The 16153-nt window shown below is 72.0% G+C and carries 19 protein-coding genes and 3 tRNA genes; 13 read left to right on the forward strand and 9 right to left on the reverse strand.

The window, feature by feature from the left end:
• A partial coding sequence (locus tag GUY59_RS49180) for a hypothetical protein (protein WP_236667714.1) occupies window positions 1–214 on the forward strand: 214 nt, incomplete at its 5' end.
• Window positions 215–365: 151 nt separating this feature from the next.
• Entirely contained in the window at window positions 366–782 is a 417-nt protein-coding gene (locus GUY59_RS32095) for an SsgA family sporulation/cell division regulator (protein ID WP_132341648.1), read from the forward strand.
• A 66-nt stretch (window positions 783–848) separates the two neighbouring features.
• Here the strand turns inward: GUY59_RS32095 and GUY59_RS32100 are convergent, their stop codons facing one another.
• On the reverse strand, window positions 849–1406 hold the full coding sequence (locus GUY59_RS32100; protein ID WP_252375266.1) for a DUF305 domain-containing protein: 558 nt from the start codon (window positions 1404–1406) through the stop codon (window positions 849–851).
• Between the two features lie 135 nt (window positions 1407–1541).
• Here GUY59_RS32100 and GUY59_RS32105 point away from each other — a divergent pair, with 135 nt between their 5' ends.
• Complete coding sequence (locus GUY59_RS32105) at window positions 1542–2918, forward strand: LVIVD repeat-containing protein (RefSeq protein WP_171055635.1); 1377 nt, start codon at window positions 1542–1544, stop codon at window positions 2916–2918.
• On the opposite strand, the gene GUY59_RS32110 is transcribed toward GUY59_RS32105, so the two are convergent.
• From GUY59_RS32110 to GUY59_RS32130, 5 genes are read right to left on the reverse strand one after another with little or no spacing between them, the layout of a single operon-like run.
• Window positions 2912–3436 (reverse strand): hypothetical protein, encoded by a 525-nt coding sequence (locus tag GUY59_RS32110; protein WP_138208572.1) that lies wholly within the window; start codon window positions 3434–3436, stop codon window positions 2912–2914. The genes GUY59_RS32105 and GUY59_RS32110 overlap by 7 nt on opposite strands.
• Before the next feature lie 57 nt (window positions 3437–3493).
• Complete coding sequence (locus tag GUY59_RS32115; protein WP_138208573.1) at window positions 3494–4381, reverse strand: hypothetical protein; 888 nt, start codon at window positions 4379–4381, stop codon at window positions 3494–3496.
• Between the two features lie 40 nt (window positions 4382–4421).
• Window positions 4422–5252, reverse strand: a complete 831-nt coding sequence (locus GUY59_RS32120) for an aminotransferase class IV (protein ID WP_212746363.1) — start codon at window positions 5250–5252, stop codon at window positions 4422–4424.
• Between the two features lies 1 nt (window position 5253).
• Window positions 5254–6264 carry a chorismate-binding protein gene (locus GUY59_RS32125; protein ID WP_161714804.1) on the reverse strand — a complete coding sequence of 337 codons (1011 nt, stop codon included), beginning with the start codon at window positions 6262–6264 and terminating at the stop codon, window positions 5254–5256.
• Window positions 6231–7148, reverse strand: a complete 918-nt coding sequence (locus tag GUY59_RS32130; protein ID WP_171055653.1) for a LysR family transcriptional regulator — start codon at window positions 7146–7148, stop codon at window positions 6231–6233. Before GUY59_RS32130 ends, GUY59_RS32125 begins: the two co-directional genes overlap by 34 nt.
• 58 nt (window positions 7149–7206) lie before the next feature.
• On the opposite strand from GUY59_RS32130, the gene GUY59_RS32135 reads away from it, so the two are divergent.
• Window positions 7207–8388 carry a Rid family hydrolase gene (locus tag GUY59_RS32135; protein WP_138208679.1) on the forward strand — a complete coding sequence of 394 codons (1182 nt, stop codon included), beginning with the start codon at window positions 7207–7209 and terminating at the stop codon, window positions 8386–8388.
• On the opposite strand, the gene hutH is transcribed toward GUY59_RS32135, so the two are convergent.
• From hutH to GUY59_RS32150, 3 genes are read right to left on the reverse strand one after another with little or no spacing between them, the layout of a single operon-like run.
• Window positions 8385–9935, reverse strand: coding sequence for a histidine ammonia-lyase (gene hutH, locus GUY59_RS32140; protein ID WP_138208678.1), 1551 nt, complete (start codon window positions 9933–9935; stop codon window positions 8385–8387). The two genes, GUY59_RS32135 and hutH, sit on opposite strands and share 4 nt — an antisense overlap.
• Before the next feature lie 16 nt (window positions 9936–9951).
• On the reverse strand, window positions 9952–10659 hold the full coding sequence (locus tag GUY59_RS32145) for an ArsR/SmtB family transcription factor (protein ID WP_161714805.1): 708 nt from the start codon (window positions 10657–10659) through the stop codon (window positions 9952–9954).
• Window positions 10660–10709: 50 nt separating this feature from the next.
• A complete protein-coding gene (locus tag GUY59_RS32150; protein ID WP_252375161.1) occupies window positions 10710–11261 on the reverse strand; it encodes a hemerythrin domain-containing protein in 552 nt (183 codons plus the stop codon).
• 141 nt (window positions 11262–11402) lie between these two features.
• Between GUY59_RS32150 and GUY59_RS32155 the strand changes: the two genes are divergently transcribed.
• The 9 genes from GUY59_RS32155 to GUY59_RS32195 all read left to right on the forward strand — a co-directional run bounded on the left by GUY59_RS32155 (window position 11403) and on the right by GUY59_RS32195 (window position 16117).
• Window positions 11403–12128: an SDR family NAD(P)-dependent oxidoreductase gene (locus GUY59_RS32155; RefSeq protein ID WP_138206295.1), complete on the forward strand. Its 726-nt coding sequence runs from the start codon at window positions 11403–11405 to the stop codon at window positions 12126–12128.
• An 80-nt stretch (window positions 12129–12208) separates the two neighbouring features.
• Window positions 12209–12280 (forward strand) — tRNA-Gly (locus GUY59_RS32160).
• Between the two features lie 15 nt (window positions 12281–12295).
• A tRNA-Cys gene (locus tag GUY59_RS32165) sits at window positions 12296–12366 on the forward strand.
• A gap of 10 nt (window positions 12367–12376) precedes the next feature.
• Window positions 12377–12451: transfer RNA gene (locus tag GUY59_RS32170), tRNA-Val, on the forward strand.
• 38 nt (window positions 12452–12489) lie between these two features.
• Window positions 12490–12963 (forward strand): nuclear transport factor 2 family protein, encoded by a 474-nt coding sequence (locus GUY59_RS32175; protein ID WP_138206297.1) that lies wholly within the window; start codon window positions 12490–12492, stop codon window positions 12961–12963.
• A gap of 98 nt (window positions 12964–13061) precedes the next feature.
• Complete coding sequence (locus GUY59_RS32180) at window positions 13062–13550, forward strand: hypothetical protein (RefSeq protein ID WP_138206299.1); 489 nt, start codon at window positions 13062–13064, stop codon at window positions 13548–13550.
• Between the two features lie 109 nt (window positions 13551–13659).
• Entirely contained in the window at window positions 13660–14247 is a 588-nt protein-coding gene (locus GUY59_RS32185) for an epimerase (protein WP_138206301.1), read from the forward strand.
• A gap of 107 nt (window positions 14248–14354) precedes the next feature.
• Complete coding sequence (locus tag GUY59_RS32190) at window positions 14355–15449, forward strand: LLM class flavin-dependent oxidoreductase (protein WP_138206303.1); 1095 nt, start codon at window positions 14355–14357, stop codon at window positions 15447–15449.
• 38 nt (window positions 15450–15487) lie between these two features.
• Window positions 15488–16117, forward strand: a complete 630-nt coding sequence (locus tag GUY59_RS32195; protein WP_201761595.1) for an FMN reductase — start codon at window positions 15488–15490, stop codon at window positions 16115–16117.
• Window positions 16118–16153 lie beyond the last annotated feature (36 nt).

A 16153-nucleotide genomic window follows, 5' to 3' on the forward strand; every position in this document is an offset into this window, starting at 1 on the left:
GTTCGGCGCAGCGGTAGGGATTCGGGTGAAACGCGGCGGTTGCCCGTCGGCATGGCGGGTCGGTGGCATACCATCAGTCGTGTTCGGGAAGACGCCGGTCGCGATCATTTCGCAAGAAACGTTCATGACCGACGCCTGCGGATCACGGTCCACCGTACGCAAAACCCTTGCAAATACGACCCGATTGATGCCGTTTAGCCTGGTAGATGCCTAAATGTCCAGCTGTGATGTGCGTTACAGAAGGCCCTAGGAGCGGAATCTTTCCTACGGGTTTCTTCGTTCCCTGCGTCATAGCTCAGGACGAAGTCCGTCAGAGCAGTGAAAGCCCCGTAGAGGGGACCTACGACGAAAAGGTTTGGCTGACGATGAACAGCACCACCGTCTCCGCCGAGCTTGGCCTTCGGCTTGTGGTCCCCGACCGTACAACCGTCCCCCTGCTCGCCGGGTTGAGTTACACAGCCGACGACCCATACGCCATCCGCATGGCCTTCCACGTAGGGAACGACGAGCCGGTCGAGTGGATCTTTGCTCGCGAGTTGCTGACCGTGGGCATCGTGCGCCGCGTCGGCGACGGCGACGTGCAGGTGTGGCCCGCGCGCGCCGACGGCGAGCGCACGCTGCACATCAGCCTGACGTCACCGTTCGGGCAGGCACTCTTCGAGGTGCCGCTTGCCCCGCTCACCGAGTTCCTCCACCGCACGTACGAGAAGGTGCCCGCCGGCCGCGAGACCGACTTCATGGACCTGGACAGCGAACTGACCAACATGCTCTGGCCCTCGTGACCGGAAGCCCCCCGAGCGCCCCTCACGAACCGCGACCTGCGAACCGGAGCGTCTTCTGACACGAGGCTAGGCGGGGAGCGACTCCAGCACCCGCCTCATGCGGCCGATCTCGATGCTCTGACCCGAGTACACATCCTTGGCGAGCAGCCGCATGCGCCGGTCCCGGCCGGTCGCGAGTTGTTCTCCCGCCATCTTCACCGCCCCTTCGTGATGCCTGATCATCAGTTCGAGGAACATGCGGTCGAAGGCGGTCCCCTTGGCCGCGCCCAGCGCGTTCAGCTGCTGCTCGGTCGCCATCCCGTACCCCTCGGCCTCTCCGTGGTCGTGTCCCGACGGCGCGGAGCGGCCCAGTTCGGCGAGCCAGCTGGTCATGCCGTTGATCTCCGGGCGCTGGGCGGCGTCGATCGCGCCGGCGATCGAGCGGATGGTCGGCGTGGTCGTGCGGTCGTTCACCAGAGCGGTCATCTGCAGGGCCTGGCGGTGATGCGGAATCATGGCCTCGGCGAAACGCACGTCGGAGGCCACGGTCGGGGCGGGCGTCTGCCCGATCCGTTCCCCGGGGGTGGCCGTGCGTCCAGAGCCTCCGGGGCTGCCTGGCACGATGACCGGCGCCTCCGTACCCACGGCAGAGGGTTGAGCAGGCGGCTGCGAACAGGCGCTAAGGCCCAATATGGTCAGAAGCGTGATGAAGACCGTGCGCGGCGACGAACCTGCTGACATAGCTTCCATACTGAGCCACATCACGAAGGGGAATGCGCGTTGATCTCTGCCAAGCTGCGCGGAGCGTTGTTGTGTACGGTCCTGCTGCTGGTCTCCGCGTGCGCCGGAGTCCCGCTGGGAGGCAGGCCCGAAACGCCCGCCGGGTCGTCGCAGGAGACCAGCGCTCCGGCAAAGACGGCCGCCGACGGCGTGATGAAGAGTGACAACATCGAACACGTCGCCAATATCCCGAGAGCCGCCCCGTTGAACGGTCCTGACGACCTGAACACGGACCTCGCCTTCCAGGGCGACTTCGCGTACGTGGGCAACTTCGGCGGGTTCGCGATCTACGACATCAGCGACCCGACGAAGCCGCAGATCGTCAGCCAGGTGACCTGCCCGGCGCAGCAGAACGACGTCACCGTCTACGGAGACCTGCTCATCCTGTCGATCGACGAGCCGCGCAGCGGCCCGGAGTGCGACTCGCGCGATGACCGCCGCAGCTGGGAAGGGCTGCGCATCTTCGACATCAGCGACAAGAAGAGCCCCAGGTACGTCGGCGCGGTCCAGACCGACTGCGGCTCCCACACGCACACGATGGTCCCCGCCGGGGAGACCCTGTACGTGTACGTCTCGTCGCCGGGCCCGGAGCCCGACTCGGAGACCTGCCAGCCGCCGCACGAGCTCATCCAGATCGTGGAGGTCCCGCTCCAGGCTCCGGAGTCGGCGAGGATCGCGGCGAAGCCTGACCTGTTCCCCGAGCGTTCCAGCAGTGAGGGCGGCTCCGGCTGCCACGACATCACCGCCTACCCGGAGAAGAACGTGGCCGCGGCCGCCTGTTTCGGCGACGGCGTGATCCTCGACATCACCAACCCGGTCGAGCCGAAGGTCGCCCAGCGGCTCGACGACCCCGAGAACTTCGAGATCTGGCACTCGGCGACGTTCAACAACGACGGCTCCAAGATCGTTTTCGGTGACGAGCTGGGCGGCGGCGCGATGGCCACCTGCGACAGGAACACTCCTCCCACGAAGGGCGCGGACGCCGTCTACGACCTGGTGAACGGCCAGCTGGAGCGGCGCAGCTACTTCAAGATCCCGAGGGAGCAGCAGCCGGACGAGAACTGCGTCGCCCACAACGGGTCCCTGATCCCGGTCCCGGGCAAGGACGTCATGGTCCAGTCGTGGTACCAGGGCGGGGTGTCGGTCTGGGACTTCACCGACTCCACCAACCCCAAGGAGATCGGTTTCTTCGAGCGGGGACCCGATGAGGTCGGCGGCATCGTGGGTTCGTGGTCGGCGTACTACTACAACGGCTACATCTACAGCAGCGACATGCGCCAGGGCCTGGACGTCCTGCGGATCGACCATCCGCTCACGGACCCGGCCAAGGAGGTCAAGATGGACGACTTCAACGTACAGACGCAGAAGTCCTACTGAACCTCGGTGGTGCCCCAGGACGGCCAGCAGTGCTTCGACCGCGCCGCCGCGCCCGCGATGGCGGCGCCGTCGAGCCGCACGGTCTCCAGGCCGATACCGGCCCACGGCCACTCCATGGTGAGGACGAAGTCCTCCGGCGGTGGCAGCGGATGCAGCCACAGGGGCGTCTGGTAGAGGGTGTACGCCGCGTCGCCGCGCACGCCGCCGGGAAACCAGGACAGGCTCGGCGGCGCGCAGTGGTGGTCGGTGTCGGAGGCAACCTCGACGCCGTCCGGGTAGCGCAGCGTGATGTGCAGCGACGTGCTCTCCTCGCCGGAGAACGCGGAGTCGAGCTGCAGCGCCAGGCCGCGCGGCGCGGCGGCGTTGCGGGCCACGACGTCGATGTTCAGCAGGCAGCCGGTGTCGAAGGCCTGGATCATCGGCAGCAGGACGGCTAGGGCGGTGGTTCGGGCGAGCACGTGCTCCACCGCGACGATGGCACCCATGGTGGAGATCGGCGGCACCGGGGCTGTCTCCATGCCCTTCATCATCGCCGCAGGACGGGCCGGAGGCGATCCCATGGCATGCGCCTGTCGTCAGCCGGGCGCGGTGATCTCCCCTTGCCGCCAGTTCTCGTACGTCGTCGAGTAGGTGGAGGCGAGCTCGGCGTCGGACAGCCGCATCACCCAGGAGAGCACGAAGCGCCGGGGGCGGTGGTGCCGGTCCAGCTCCAGCTTCCAGGCGATCCTGGTGCCCTTCAGTTCGCTCTTCTTCCAGCCGGCCATGCCCGCGAGCTGCTCCTGGACCACGCCGGGCGCCTTCTCCGCCGGCAGGTCGCCGGAGTGGAGCGTGCCGGCCACGTTCACCCGTTCCGTGCCGCCCACCAGGTCGAGGACGACCCCGATTCCCGACATGGTGACGACCATGTCGAGGTGCTCCTGGCCGGCCCGCTCACGCCGGCCCCTGCGTTTGTCGCCGGACGGCGTCATGGTCACATCCAGCGGGGGCTCGCCCGCCGGGATGACGGTCATGGCGTACGCGCAGTTCTCCCGGCTGGAGCTCACCTCGGGATGGAAGCGGATCCGGCCGTGCGCCTTCGCGGCGAACTCGCTCTGCGTCAGGCCGCCGTCGAAGGTGAGGTCCGCCATCGGCGTCCCCCTGATGGCGCTCCGCACCGCGGCCACGACGTCCTGCCCGTCGAGCGCCGCCGAGCCCGCGGGGGTGGTGGACGGCGTGCCACGGCCGCTCGCGTCGGGGCCGGCGGCCTGCCCACGGGACGCCGGGCCCTGGGCAGAACGCCACCACACCGCGCCTCCCGTGACGGCCACCGCACCCGCTGCCGTGCCCGCCCCGAGCAGCAGCGCCCGGCGGGACATCCCGCCCCGCCGTCCGTCCGCCGCCGCCCGCATGTCCGAGCCGGCGCGTGCGCCGGCGCCGGGATCGGCCTCCCTCGGCTCTCCCGGGCGCTGCGGATCGACTGCCACGTCATGCCTCACACGATCAGTTGTGAGGCATGACCCTAGCTCATGGGTCGAGGTCGGCGGCAGAGCGCTCGGCGAAGACCCGCATGGCCTTGGCGGTGATGGGACCGGGCGCGACCGGCAGTTCGGTGTCGTCGACGCGCCTGATCGGCTGGACGTCGCGGGTGGTGGAGGTGAGGAAGGCCTCCTCGGCTTCGTAGAGGGCCCCCAGCGGGACGTCGGTCTCTTCCGCGCCGCACCATTCGAGCACCAGCGCCCTGGTGACGCCCGCCAGGCAGCCGGACTCCAGGGTGGGGGTGAGCAGGCGGCCGTCGCGTACGACGAAGATGTTGGAGCCGGTGCCCTCGCACAGGTCGCCCGCGAGGTTCCCGAAGACGGCCTCGCCGCCGCCGCGCTTCTTGGCGTGCAGCAGGGCCTTGGCGTTGTCGCCGTAGGAGGTGCTCTTGACGCCGGCCAGGGCGCCTCGCTCGTTGCGCGGCCAGGGGACGACGGCGACGTCGGCGGTGGCGGGGAACGGCTTCTGCCCGTCGACGATGACGACGGACGTGGTGCCCTGGTCGCCGCGGTCGGAGCCGAGCGGGCCCGGGCCGCTGGTGTAGGTGACGCGGATGCGGCCGAGCGGCCAGGCGGGCGCGACGGCCAGGAGCTTGCCGATGCCGTCGGCGATGGCCTCGACGTCGGGCTTGGGCAGGTCCATGCGCTGGGCCGAGAGCGTGAGCCGGTCGAGGTGCCGGGTGAGGGCGAACGACTCACCCTTGACGATCTTGATGGTCTCGAAGACGCCGTCGCCCACCATCAGCCCGTGGTCGAACACCGACACGGTGGCCTGAGCGGGGTCGATCAGCTCCCCGTTGACCCAGACAGGAATGTTCACTTCAGTCTCCTCCTGTGGATGCCAGGGCGATGAGCCTGGCTGCTTTGAGCTCGGTCTCGAGCCATTCGCGCCCGGGGTCGCTGCCCCAGGTGATGCCCGCGCCCGTGCCGAACCGGATCTCGCCGCCCGAGAGCCAGAACGTCCTGATGCCCACGGCCAGCGCCGCCGTGCGCCGGTCGGCGTCGACCCAGCCCACGGCCCCACAGTACGGCCCGCGGGGGGCTGGTTCGAGCTCATTGATGATGCGGACCGCCGACGACTTCGGCGCGCCCGTGACGGAGCCCGGCGGGAAGGTCGCGGCGAACAGCTCGGGCCAGCCGGTGCCCGGCGCCAGGCGGGCCCGGACGGTGGAGACGAGGTGGACGAGACCGGGGTGCTCCTCGACCGCGCACAACGCGGGGACCTCGACGGATCCGACGGCGGCGACCCTTCCGAGGTCGTTGCGGACGAGGTCGACGATCATGACGTTCTCGGCGTAGTCCTTCTCCAGCAGGTCGCCGGCGGTGACGCCGGTGCCCTTGATGGGCCGGGACTCGACGACGTCGCCGTCGCGGGACAGGTAGAGCTCGGGCGAGGCCGACACCACGCCCAGCCCCGGCACGCGGATCACCGCGGCGTACGGTGCGGGGTTGCCGGACGCCAGGCGGGCGGCCAGCGCGAGCGGGTCGGCGGCGGGCGGGGCGGGCGCCGACAGGATCCGGCAGAGGTTGGCCTGGTAGACCTCGCCCTGCTCGATGAGGGCGCGGATCGCCCGCACGCCGCTCTCGTAGGCGGCGCGGTCGAGCGAGCTGCGCCATTCACCTGGTCGCGGCCCGTGCCAGGGGCGGGCGGGCGCGGGCAGGGGCGCTCGGCGCACCCGGTCGAACCGGGCGCACGTCACCTTGCCCTCGTAGTCGACGACGACGGCCCACCAGCCCCGGCCGTCGAGAGCGGCGAGGTCTGTGGTGACGTCGCGCAACCCGGTCGCGAGCACGCCGCCTAAGTGGGCGTATCCGTCGTGCACATCTGCCATTCTCGCAGCATTCCGGCCAGCTCCAGCGCGGCGGGCAGCGGGGTGACCGGCAGGGCCGCGCAGACCTTGCGGGCGGGCGCCGTGCCGCGCAGCGGCCGCAGCACCAGGCCGCGCGGCACGGCGCCGGCCGCCAGCTCGGGCACCAGCGTCACACCCAGTCCGGCGGCGACGAACCCGAACTTGCCCGACCACTCGGCCACCCGCAGCCCGGTGCGCGGCGTGAACCCGGCCGCCGCGCAGGCGGTCGCCAGCGGGGTGGGCTGCCCGCGCGGAGCCGCCTCGATCCAGCTCTCCCCCGCCAGGTCGCGCAGGTCGACGTCGTGCTCGGCGGCCAGCCGGTGGTCTGCGGGCAGCGCGACGAGCAGCCGGTCGTCCACCAGCGGCAGGGTCCTCGCGACGCCGTCGGGCAGTCCGGACGGGTAGTCGCTGATCACGGCCACGTCGAGCGCCCCGGCGTGCAGCCCGTCGGCCAGCCGCGCACTGAGCCCTTCGATCACCCGCAGCTCGACGTCCGGATGCCGCCCGGCGAAGCGCCTGAGCGTGCCGGGCACGAGGGCGACGTTGGCCGTGGCGAACGCGCCCACCCGCAGGATGCCGCCCCGCCCCTCGTGGATGGCGGCCAGGTCCTCGCCCGCCCGCTGGAGCCGGTCGAGCACGGCGACGGCGTGGCGGTGCAGCGCCACGCCTGCGGGGGTCAGGCGCACGCCCCTGGCCAGGCGCTCGAAGAGCGGCCCTCCCGCGGCGCGCTCCAGCGCGGCGACGCGGCGGGAGACCGCGGACTGGGTGTAGCCGAACAGCTCGGCGGCGGCGGTGAACGAGCCGCTCCTCGCGACCTCGTCGAAGAGGCGCAGCGTGGCGGCGTCAAAGGCATTCGTGTCAGGCATGGCTGGTATGCAATCTAGTCGGTGGTGGAATGCCTCGCGTACGGGGTTCACTGGGCGCATGATTGCTTTTCTGGGACAGGGACGCATGGGAACACCGATGGCCAGGCGCCTCGTGGAGGCCGGGCACGACGTGCGGACGTGGCGGCGCGGCAGCGGTGTCACGGCCGCCGCAGCCGTGGACGGCGCCGATCTCGTCATCACGATGCTGAGCGACCCGGCCGCGGTGCGCGAGGTGATGACGGCGGCGCTGCCGGGGCTGCGCGCCGGCACGACCGTGGTGGAGATGTCCACGATCGGCCCCGAGGCGGTGCGCGGGTTGCGCGCGCTGCTGCCGGCCGGGGTCGGGCTGGTGGACGCCCCCGTGCTCGGCAGCGTGGGCCCCGCGGCGTCGGGGACCCTCACGGTGCTGGCCGGCGGCGACGTGTCGGGGTGCCGCGAGGTGCTGTCGGTGTTCGGGGCGGTGAAAGAGCTCGGGCCGCTGGGCGCGGGCGCGGCCATGAAGATCGCCGTCATGAGCGCGCTCGTGCCCGCCCAGGTGCTGCTGGCGGAGACCTTCGCGTACGGCGAGGCGCACGGCGTGGACCGCGACGCGCTCGTCGGCGTGCTGGCGGACACCCCGCTGGGCGTGCCGGCCGAGCGGCTGAGGACTCCGTCGGAGCAGACCCGCTACTCCCTGGCCCACGCGGCCAAGGACCTGGAGCTGGCCGCGTGGGAGGGCGCCTCGATGAGCGCGGCGGCCAGGGCGCGGCTGCAGGAGGCCCGGGCCGCCGGGCTCGGCGAGCGTGACCTGACCGCCGTCGTGGATCACGTGGCGGGCGCCGGATCCGGCGAGCGCGCGCGGCGGGCCGTGCCGCTCAACCTGCCGACCGTCCCGGCCACGAACGGCATGTACTCACACGCCGTCCGCGCCGGCGACACGCTCTACATCTCCGGCCAGGCGGCGTTCGACGAGCAGGGGAACATCGTCGGCGAGGGCTCCATGGCGGCCCAGGCCGAGCACGTGTTCCAGGTGATGGCCCGCATCCTCGCCGATCAGGGCGCGACGTTCGACGACGTCGCGTTCATCAGGACGTACCTGACGGACATGGAGGACCGGCGCGAGTACGGGGAGGTGCGCAGGAAGTACATCACCGGCACTCCCCCGGCCAGCACGACGGTCGAGGTGTCGCGGTTGTTCATGCCGGGGCTGCTGCTGGAGGTGGACGTGATCGTGGCGCTGCCGCCCCGCCGGGCCGGCTAGGCGAGGGGGCCCGTCACCGACTCGGCCGCCGCCACGACGCCGCCGTCGGCGACCAGGCGCACCGCGGAGTCGATCTCCGGCGCCAGGAACCGGTCGGGCCCGGGGGCGGGGACGGTCTCGCGCAGCGCGCCGACCACGGCCGCCGTCGCGGGCGCCGGCTCCAGCGGGGCGCGCAGGTCGAGCGCGCGGGCGGCGGTGAGCACCTCGACGGCCAGCACCCGCGTCAGCCCGTCCACGGACCTGCGCAGCTTGCGTGCGGCCGACCAGCCCATGGAGACGTGGTCCTCCTGCATGGCCGAGCTGGGGATGGAGTCGACGCTGGCCGGCACGGCCAGGCGCTTGAGCTCGGAGACGATGGCCGCCTGGGTGTACTGGGCGATCATGTGGCCGGAGTCGACGCCGGGATCGTGGGCCAGGAACGCGGGCAGCCCGTGGTTGCGGGCCACGTCGAGGAACCGGTCGGTACGCCGTTCGGACATCGATGCCAGGTCGGCGGCCACGACGGCCAGGAAGTCCAGCACGTACGCGATCGGGGCGCCGTGGAAGTTGCCGTTGGACTCGACGCGGCCGTCGGCCAGTACGGCGGGGTTGTCGACGGCGCTGGCCAGCTCCCATCCGGCCACGGTGGCGGCGTGCGCGATGGTGTCGCGGGCGGCGCCGGCGACCTGGGGCGCGCAGCGCAGGGAGTAGGCGTCCTGGACGCGGGTGCAGGCGTCCGGGTCGCGATGGCTGGCCATGATGCCGGAGTCACGCAGAATTCTCGTCATGTTGGCGGCGGACCGGGCCTGGCCGGGGTGCGGCCGCAGCGCCTGCAGCTCGGGCGCGAACACCCTGTCGGTGCCGAGCAGCGCCTCCACGCTCATAGCGGCGCTCACGTCGGCGGTCCTGACCAGCCTGGTGAGGTCGTCGATGGCGAGGATCAGCATGCCCAGCATGCCGTCGGTGCCGTTGATGAGCGCCAGGCCCTCCTTGGCGGCCAGTTCGACGGGCTCGATCCCGGCCTGCTTGAGCGCCTCGGCGGCCGGCCGCACCGCCCCTGAGGCGTCGCGTACGACACCCTCGCCCATCAGCGTGAGCGCGACGTGCGCCAGCGGCGCCAGGTCGCCGGAGCAGCCGAGGCTGCCGTATTCGTGCACGACCGGTGTGATGCCCGCGCTGAGGAGCGCGGCCAGGGTCTTCGCCGTGACCGGCCTGATGCCGGTGTGGCCGGTGGCCAGCGTGTGCAGGCGCAGCAGCATGAGGGCGCGTACGACCTCGGTCTCGACCTCGGGCCCGCTGCCGGCCGCGTGCGAGCGCACCAGGGAGCGCTGGAGCTGGGCGCGCAGCTCCGGGTCGATGTGCCGCGTGGCCAGCGCGCCGAACCCCGTCGAGATGCCGTACGCGGGCGTCGGGCTCTCGGCCAGCTCGTCGACCCGCTGGCGGGCGGCGGCCATGGCGGCGACCGCGTCGTCGGTGAGCCGCACCGGGGCGCCGTGGCGGGCCACCTGGATGACGTCGTGGAAAGTGAGGGGCTCCGGGCCGACGTTCACGACTCCGTTGTCGCGCATGGTGTCTCTCTCGCTGCTAGGTAACCGGCGTACCCGATGTTAGCTCCTTACCGGCGAACAACGCCGACAGCCCCCGCCCGCCCTCGTCGGTGAGGACGACGGACCTCGGCACCGCGCCCCGGCGCAGCCAGCCGCGCTCCAGCAGCACTCCCGTGATCGCCGCGCCGAGCGCGCCGCCGAGATGGGCCCTGCGCTCGGTCCAGTCCAGGCATTCGGGGGCGAAGCGCCTCCTGGAGCCGCGCGCGCCGGCCACGTCCACCCCGAGGCCCGACAGCAGCCGCTCCCCCGCGTCCGTGAGGTCGTGCGCGGCGTAGTAGCCGCCCTCCTTGAGCCGGTCGAGCAGGGCCACGCCCGCCCGTCCCGCCAGGTGGTCGTAGCACGTGCGGGCCTCCTCCAGCAGGCGGGCCTGCCGCGACTGGCGCAGCGAGCGCACGGGCGGGCGCCCGCTGATCCTGGCCAACGCCTCCAGGACCTCGGCCACCTCGTGACCGGCCAGCCGGTAGTAGCGGTGGCGGCCCTGGCGCACGACGTCCACGAGGCGGCCGTCGAGCAGCCTGGCCAGATGGGCGCTCGCGGTGGCGGCGCTCACCCCTGAGACCCTGGCCAGCTCCCCCGCCGCCAGCGCCCGCCCGCCCAGCAGCGCCGTCAGCATGGCGGCCCGCGTCGGATCCGCGATGAGCGAGGCGACGGGCGCGACGTCGGCGTCACGTGCGATGTGCTCCACGCCTGCCACGCTAGTACGGCGACATTTCGCCCGGCGTCGAAAGGTGACCGTCAACGCCTGCCGAGGGCCTTGCCGATCATGTCCCTGGCCCGGTCCATCAACGCCAGGGGCGCCCCCATCAGCATGTTCCTGGCGGCGGACTCCGTGCCGGGGTGCGGGCGCACGGGCGCCAGGGCCTCCGCCGCCCTCACCGCCGCCGCCATGGCCCGCCGCTCGACCACGGAGGTGTGCGCCCGCAGCTTGACGAACTCGTAGCGCTCCTCGCTGCGCGCGTGCGCCGTCACGGCCGTGCGCAGCTCGCCCAGCCGGTCCCAGAACTTCGGGTGGTCCACGCCGTCCTTGTGCAGCTCCACGAGGAGCCGCTTGGCGCGGTTCTCCTCCCGCAGCCGGTCGGCCACCACGCCGTGGCCGTTGTCGAGCTTCCTGCGCGCGTACGGGTGCACGATCTCCTCCTCGGCCGTCTCGTGCACGCACAACATCCGCGTCAGCCGGTCGAACGCCTCCTCGGCCTTGTCCGGAGGCGCCTTCTCCACCTCGTCGAACAGGTCCCTGATGCGGCCGTGCTGGGCCATCAGGAGATCGATGACATCGTGTTCACCCACGAGTGCGCCTTACCCCCGCGCCCCGGGGGACACGCGCTCCGTTACCGAACACGGGCCTTACGGGGACCTAACACGGAGGTCACCCCGCGGGTACGCGGGGCAGGCGTCGGCCGCAGGAGGCCCGGCCGCTAAAGTCCGGCCATGACCTCAGTCGCCCTCGTCACCGGCGCGTCCCGCGGCCTCGGAGCCGTCATCGCGCGCAGGCTCGCCGCCGACGGCCTGGCCGTCGCCGTCAACTACCACGCCAACGCCGACGGCGCCCGGCAGGTCGTCTCCGCCGTCCGGGAGGCGGGCGGCACCGCGGAGGCGTTCGCCGCCGACGTCACCGAAGAGGCCGGCGTCACCGGCCTGGTGGCCGCCGTCGCCGAACGGCTGGGCCCGGTGGACGTGCTGGTGGCCAACGCGACCGGCCCGCAGCCCTCCGTCGCCGTCGAGGACCTCACCTGGCAGGCCCACCTCGACCAGCTGACGTTCTTCGTCAAGAGCCCCACGCTGCTCGTGCAGGCGGTGCTCCCCGGGATGAAGGCGCGCGGCGGCGGGCGCGTCATCCAGATCGGCTCCGACATCGTCGACCGCAAGCTGGCCGGCATGTCGGCCTACATCGCCGCCAAGAGCGCGCAACACGCGATGACCCTCTCGTGGGCGCGCGAGCTCGGCCCGTACGGCGTCACGGTCAACATCGTCGCCCCCGGCTGGATCCCGGTCGAGCGGCACTCGGGCCTCGACGAGAGCGGCTATCTCGCCGAGGTGCCGCTTGGCCGGATGGGCACGCCCGGCGACGTGGCGGCGGCGGTGTCCTACCTCGCCTCCGACGACGCCGCGTTCGTCACCGGTCAGCGCCTCACCGTCAACGGCGGCCACACCTGACCTGCGCGCGCTTATCCAGTTTGGGGACTCGGCCGGAATTCGCTAGAGTTCTCTCGTCGCCCGGCGCGAGCGGGGCGCACGCGGAAGTGGCTCAGTGGTAGAGCATCACCTTGCCAAGGTGAGGGTCGCGGGTTCGAATCCCGTCTTCCGCTCGGAGCTTCCGGCTCGGTGGCGTGGCCGAGAGGCGAGGCAGCGGCCTGCAAAGCCGTAGACACGGGTTCAAATCCCGTCGCCACCTCGCAGTGCAAGGACGATTAGCTCAGCGGGAGAGCGCTTCCCTGACACGGAAGAGGTCACTGGTTCAATCCCAGTATCGTCCACCACCTCATGAGCCCCAGGTCTGCGGCCTGGGGTTTTGCGCATGGCGCTGGCCATGCGGCCCGTCCGGCGCGACGATCATCTCATGGACACGCAGGAGATCGCCGACCGCCTCGAGATCACCGGCCTGCTGGCCCGCTACGCCCACGCGCTCGACTCCGGGCGGTGGCACCTGCTCGACGAGGTGTTCACCGCCGACGCCGTGATCGACTACACCTCGGCGGGCGGCATCAGGGGCGCCCGCGACGAGGTCAGGGCCTGGCTGGCGGGGGTGCTCGAGCACTGGCCGGGCAGGCTGCACCTGATCGGGGCGCCGAGCATCGACGTACGCGGCGGCGAAGCGCGGGTGAGCGCGCCCTTCACCGACACCCTCGCCCCCACGAAAGACCTGGTGGCGGCGGACGCCGAGGGTTTCCTGCACGGCGGCGGCTGGTACCACCACCTCATGTGCCGTACGCCCGGCGGCTGGCGCAGCGTGGAACTGGTCGAGGAGCAGAGCTGGCGCACCGCCCGCTGAGCTCGGGCGTGTCACAGCGTCGCGGGGTCGTTCGTCTTGTTGGTGTAGAAGGCCCGGCCGAGCGCCGCCGCTCCCGTCCCGCTCGCGAGGTGAAGCCCTTGCCATCCACCCCGGACGCCTCCCACACCGGCCACGCCGGCCACGCGGCCTGGCGGATCGCCGTCGAGGCCAGCGAGGGGCTGGTCACGGCCGGCGCGCGGCCCGTGTACGCGCTGCCGTCCTTCCGCGGCTCGTTCTACCTGCGCCCGGCCGCGTCGCTGGCGGGGTTCGCGCTGAGCTTCCCGCTGCCGTCCCCGGCCCCGTCGCCGGGCGAGCTGACGTGGGAGGCGGTGGAATTGGGCGCGGGCGGGTCCCCGCGCGAGGTCGCCGGGCAGGGCTCCCTGCGGCTGGGGCGGCGGCTCGCCTTCGCCCCCGTGTCGGGCCGGTGCGTGGAGGTGCCCGGGGGCCGCTCCGGACGCCCGTACCTGAAGATCATGCTCGTGACGCGGCTGCCGCTCGCCCTGCGCTGGCCGCCCTCGGCCTGGCACCGGCTGCGGCCGGCCACGCTGCGGCTGTTCACCGAGATTCGGCCCGCCCTGGAGCGGTGACCTGCCTGCACGAGGGGCGTCCTGCCGCCTCCGGCGTGGATCAGCCGGGCGGCCTATCCTCTCTGTGACGGCCCTCTGACGGGCATCACGTGGGAATCGGGGCGAGCGCGTGAAGGTGATCCTTTTCGGGGCGACCGGGACGGTCGGACGCGGGGTGCTCAGGGAGTGCCTGCGTGACGACCGGGTGACGGCGGTGCTCGCCGTCGGCCCCGTCCCGTCGGGGGCCGGGCATGCCAAGCTGCGCGAGATCGTGCACGCCGACCTGCTCGACCTGGCCACGATCGAGGCCGGGCTGCGCGGCCATGACGCGGCTTTCCTCTGCGTCGAGGGGTCCCGGCACGTCGACGTGGCGCTCTCCGTGGGCGAGACGCTGGCGCGGGTCAACCCCGGGTCGGTCTTCGTGTACGTGTCGGCGGGGGCCGGGGGGAATGGAGCGGCCGAGAACGCGCTGCTCGCGCTGCCGTTGCGGTCCTACGTGTTCCGGCCGGGGCACGTCCGTCCGTCGGACGGCGTCACGTCGCCGGCCGGGTTCCACCGGCTGGCCTACATCGTCGTCCGGCCGCTCTACCCCGTCCTGCGGAGGATCTTCCCCGCGACGGCGACCACGCCCGAGCGCATCGGCCGGGCGATGATCACGGTCGCGGAGCGCGGCGCGCCCCGGCGGGTGCTCGGGCCCGACGGCATCAACGCACTCTGACCCGCGCCCACCCGTGTCCACGGGCGATGGCTGATGGTGGAATATCGGGACGGGCTTCGGCGCTACCTTTCTTGTCAAATTTTCAACGGTCATGGACGGTGACTAACGTGCAGTTCGGGATCTTCAGCGTGGGCGACGTGACGACCGACCCCACCACGGGCCGGACGCCGTCCGAGCACGAGCGCATCAAGGCGATGGTGACGATCGCCCTCAAGGCCGAGGAGGTCGGCCTCGACGTGTTCGCGACCGGCGAGCACCACAACCCGCCGTTCGTGCCGTCCTCGCCGACCACCATGCTCGGCTACGTCGCGGCCAGGACCGAACGGCTGACGCTGTCCACCGCCACCACGCTGATCACCACCAACGACCCGGTGAAGATCGCCGAGGACTTCGCCATGTTGCAGCACCTGGCGGACGGCCGGGTGGACCTCATGATGGGCCGGGGCAACACCGGGCCGGTCTACCCGTGGTTCGGCCAGGACATCCGCCAGGGCATCCCGCTGGCCATCGAGAACTACGCGCTGCTGCACCGGCTGTGGCGCGAGGACGTCGTCGACTGGGAGGGCCGCTTCCGCACGCCGCTGCAGGGTTTCACCTCGACGCCGCGCCCGCTCGACGGGGTGCCGCCGTTCGTGTGGCACGGCTCCATCCGCAGCCCCGAGATCGCCGAGCAGGCCGCCTACTACGGCGACGGCTTCTTCGCCAACAACATCTTCTGGCCGAAGGAGCACTTCATGCGCCTGATCAACCTCTACCGTGAGCGCTACGCGCACTATGGTCACGGCACGCCCGAGCAGGCCATCGTCGGCCTGGGCGGCCAGGTGTTCATGCGCAGGAACTCCCAGGACGCGGTGCGCGAGTTCCGCCCGTACTTCGACAACGCGCCCGTCTACGGCCACGGGCCGTCGCTGGAGGAGTTCACGGCGGAGACGCCGCTGACGGTGGGCAGCCCGCAGCAGGTCATCGACAGGACGCTGCGGTTCAGGGAGCACTTCGGCGACTACCAGCGGCAGCTGTTCCTCATGGACCACGCGGGCCTGCCGCTGAAGACGGTGCTGGAGCAGCTCGACCTCCTGGGCGAGGAGGTCGTGCCGGTGCTGCGCGAGGAGTTCGCCGAGGGCCGCCCCGCCGAGGTGCCCGGCGCCCCGACCCACGCCTCCCTCGTCGCGGCGGCGAACTCCGCCGCGTCCGTCACCGCCTGACCCGCCCAGATCCGCAGGACATGGAAGGACCGACGCACATGAAGCTCGCCATCGTCACCGCCGGCCTGACGCAGCCCTCCTCCACGCGCCTGCTCGCCGACCGCCTCGCCGAGGCGGTGCGCCGGCGGCTGGAGGAGCGGGGGGAGGCGGTGGACGTACGCGTGGTCGAGCTGCGCGAGCTGGCCGTGGACATCGCCGGCGCTTTCGTGGCCGGCTTCCCCAACGCCCGGTTGCGCACGGCGATCGAGGAGGTGACGCGGGCCGACGGGCTCATCGCGGTCACGCCGATCTTCAGCGGCTCGTACAGCGGCCTGTTCAAGAGCTTCTTCGACGTGATCGACAACGCCGCGCTGGAGGGCAAGCCCGTGCTCGTCGCGGCCACCGGCGGCACCGCCCGCCACTCGCTGGCGCTGGAGCACGCGCTGCGACCGCTGTTCTCCTACCTGCGCGCGGTCGTCGTGCCGACGGCGGTCTACGCGGCGTCGGAGGACTGGGGCGGCGGTGGCGACGCCTTCACCGACGGCCTCGGTGAGCGCGTCACCCGCGCGGCGGGCGAGCTGGCCGGGCTGCTGGAGCACCGCGCGCCCCGGCGGGACGACGCCGAGGAGGTCGTCCCGTTCGAGCAGCAGCTCGCGGCCCTGCGCCCCGCTGACGGCAAGGTGCGCTGACGGCCGCGGGAACGCGGACCCGCCGTGCCCCCGCGG

The organism is Nonomuraea sp. K271 (genome assembly GCF_009908215.1).
Classification (GTDB): domain Bacteria; phylum Actinomycetota; class Actinomycetes; order Streptosporangiales; family Streptosporangiaceae; genus Nonomuraea; species Nonomuraea longispora.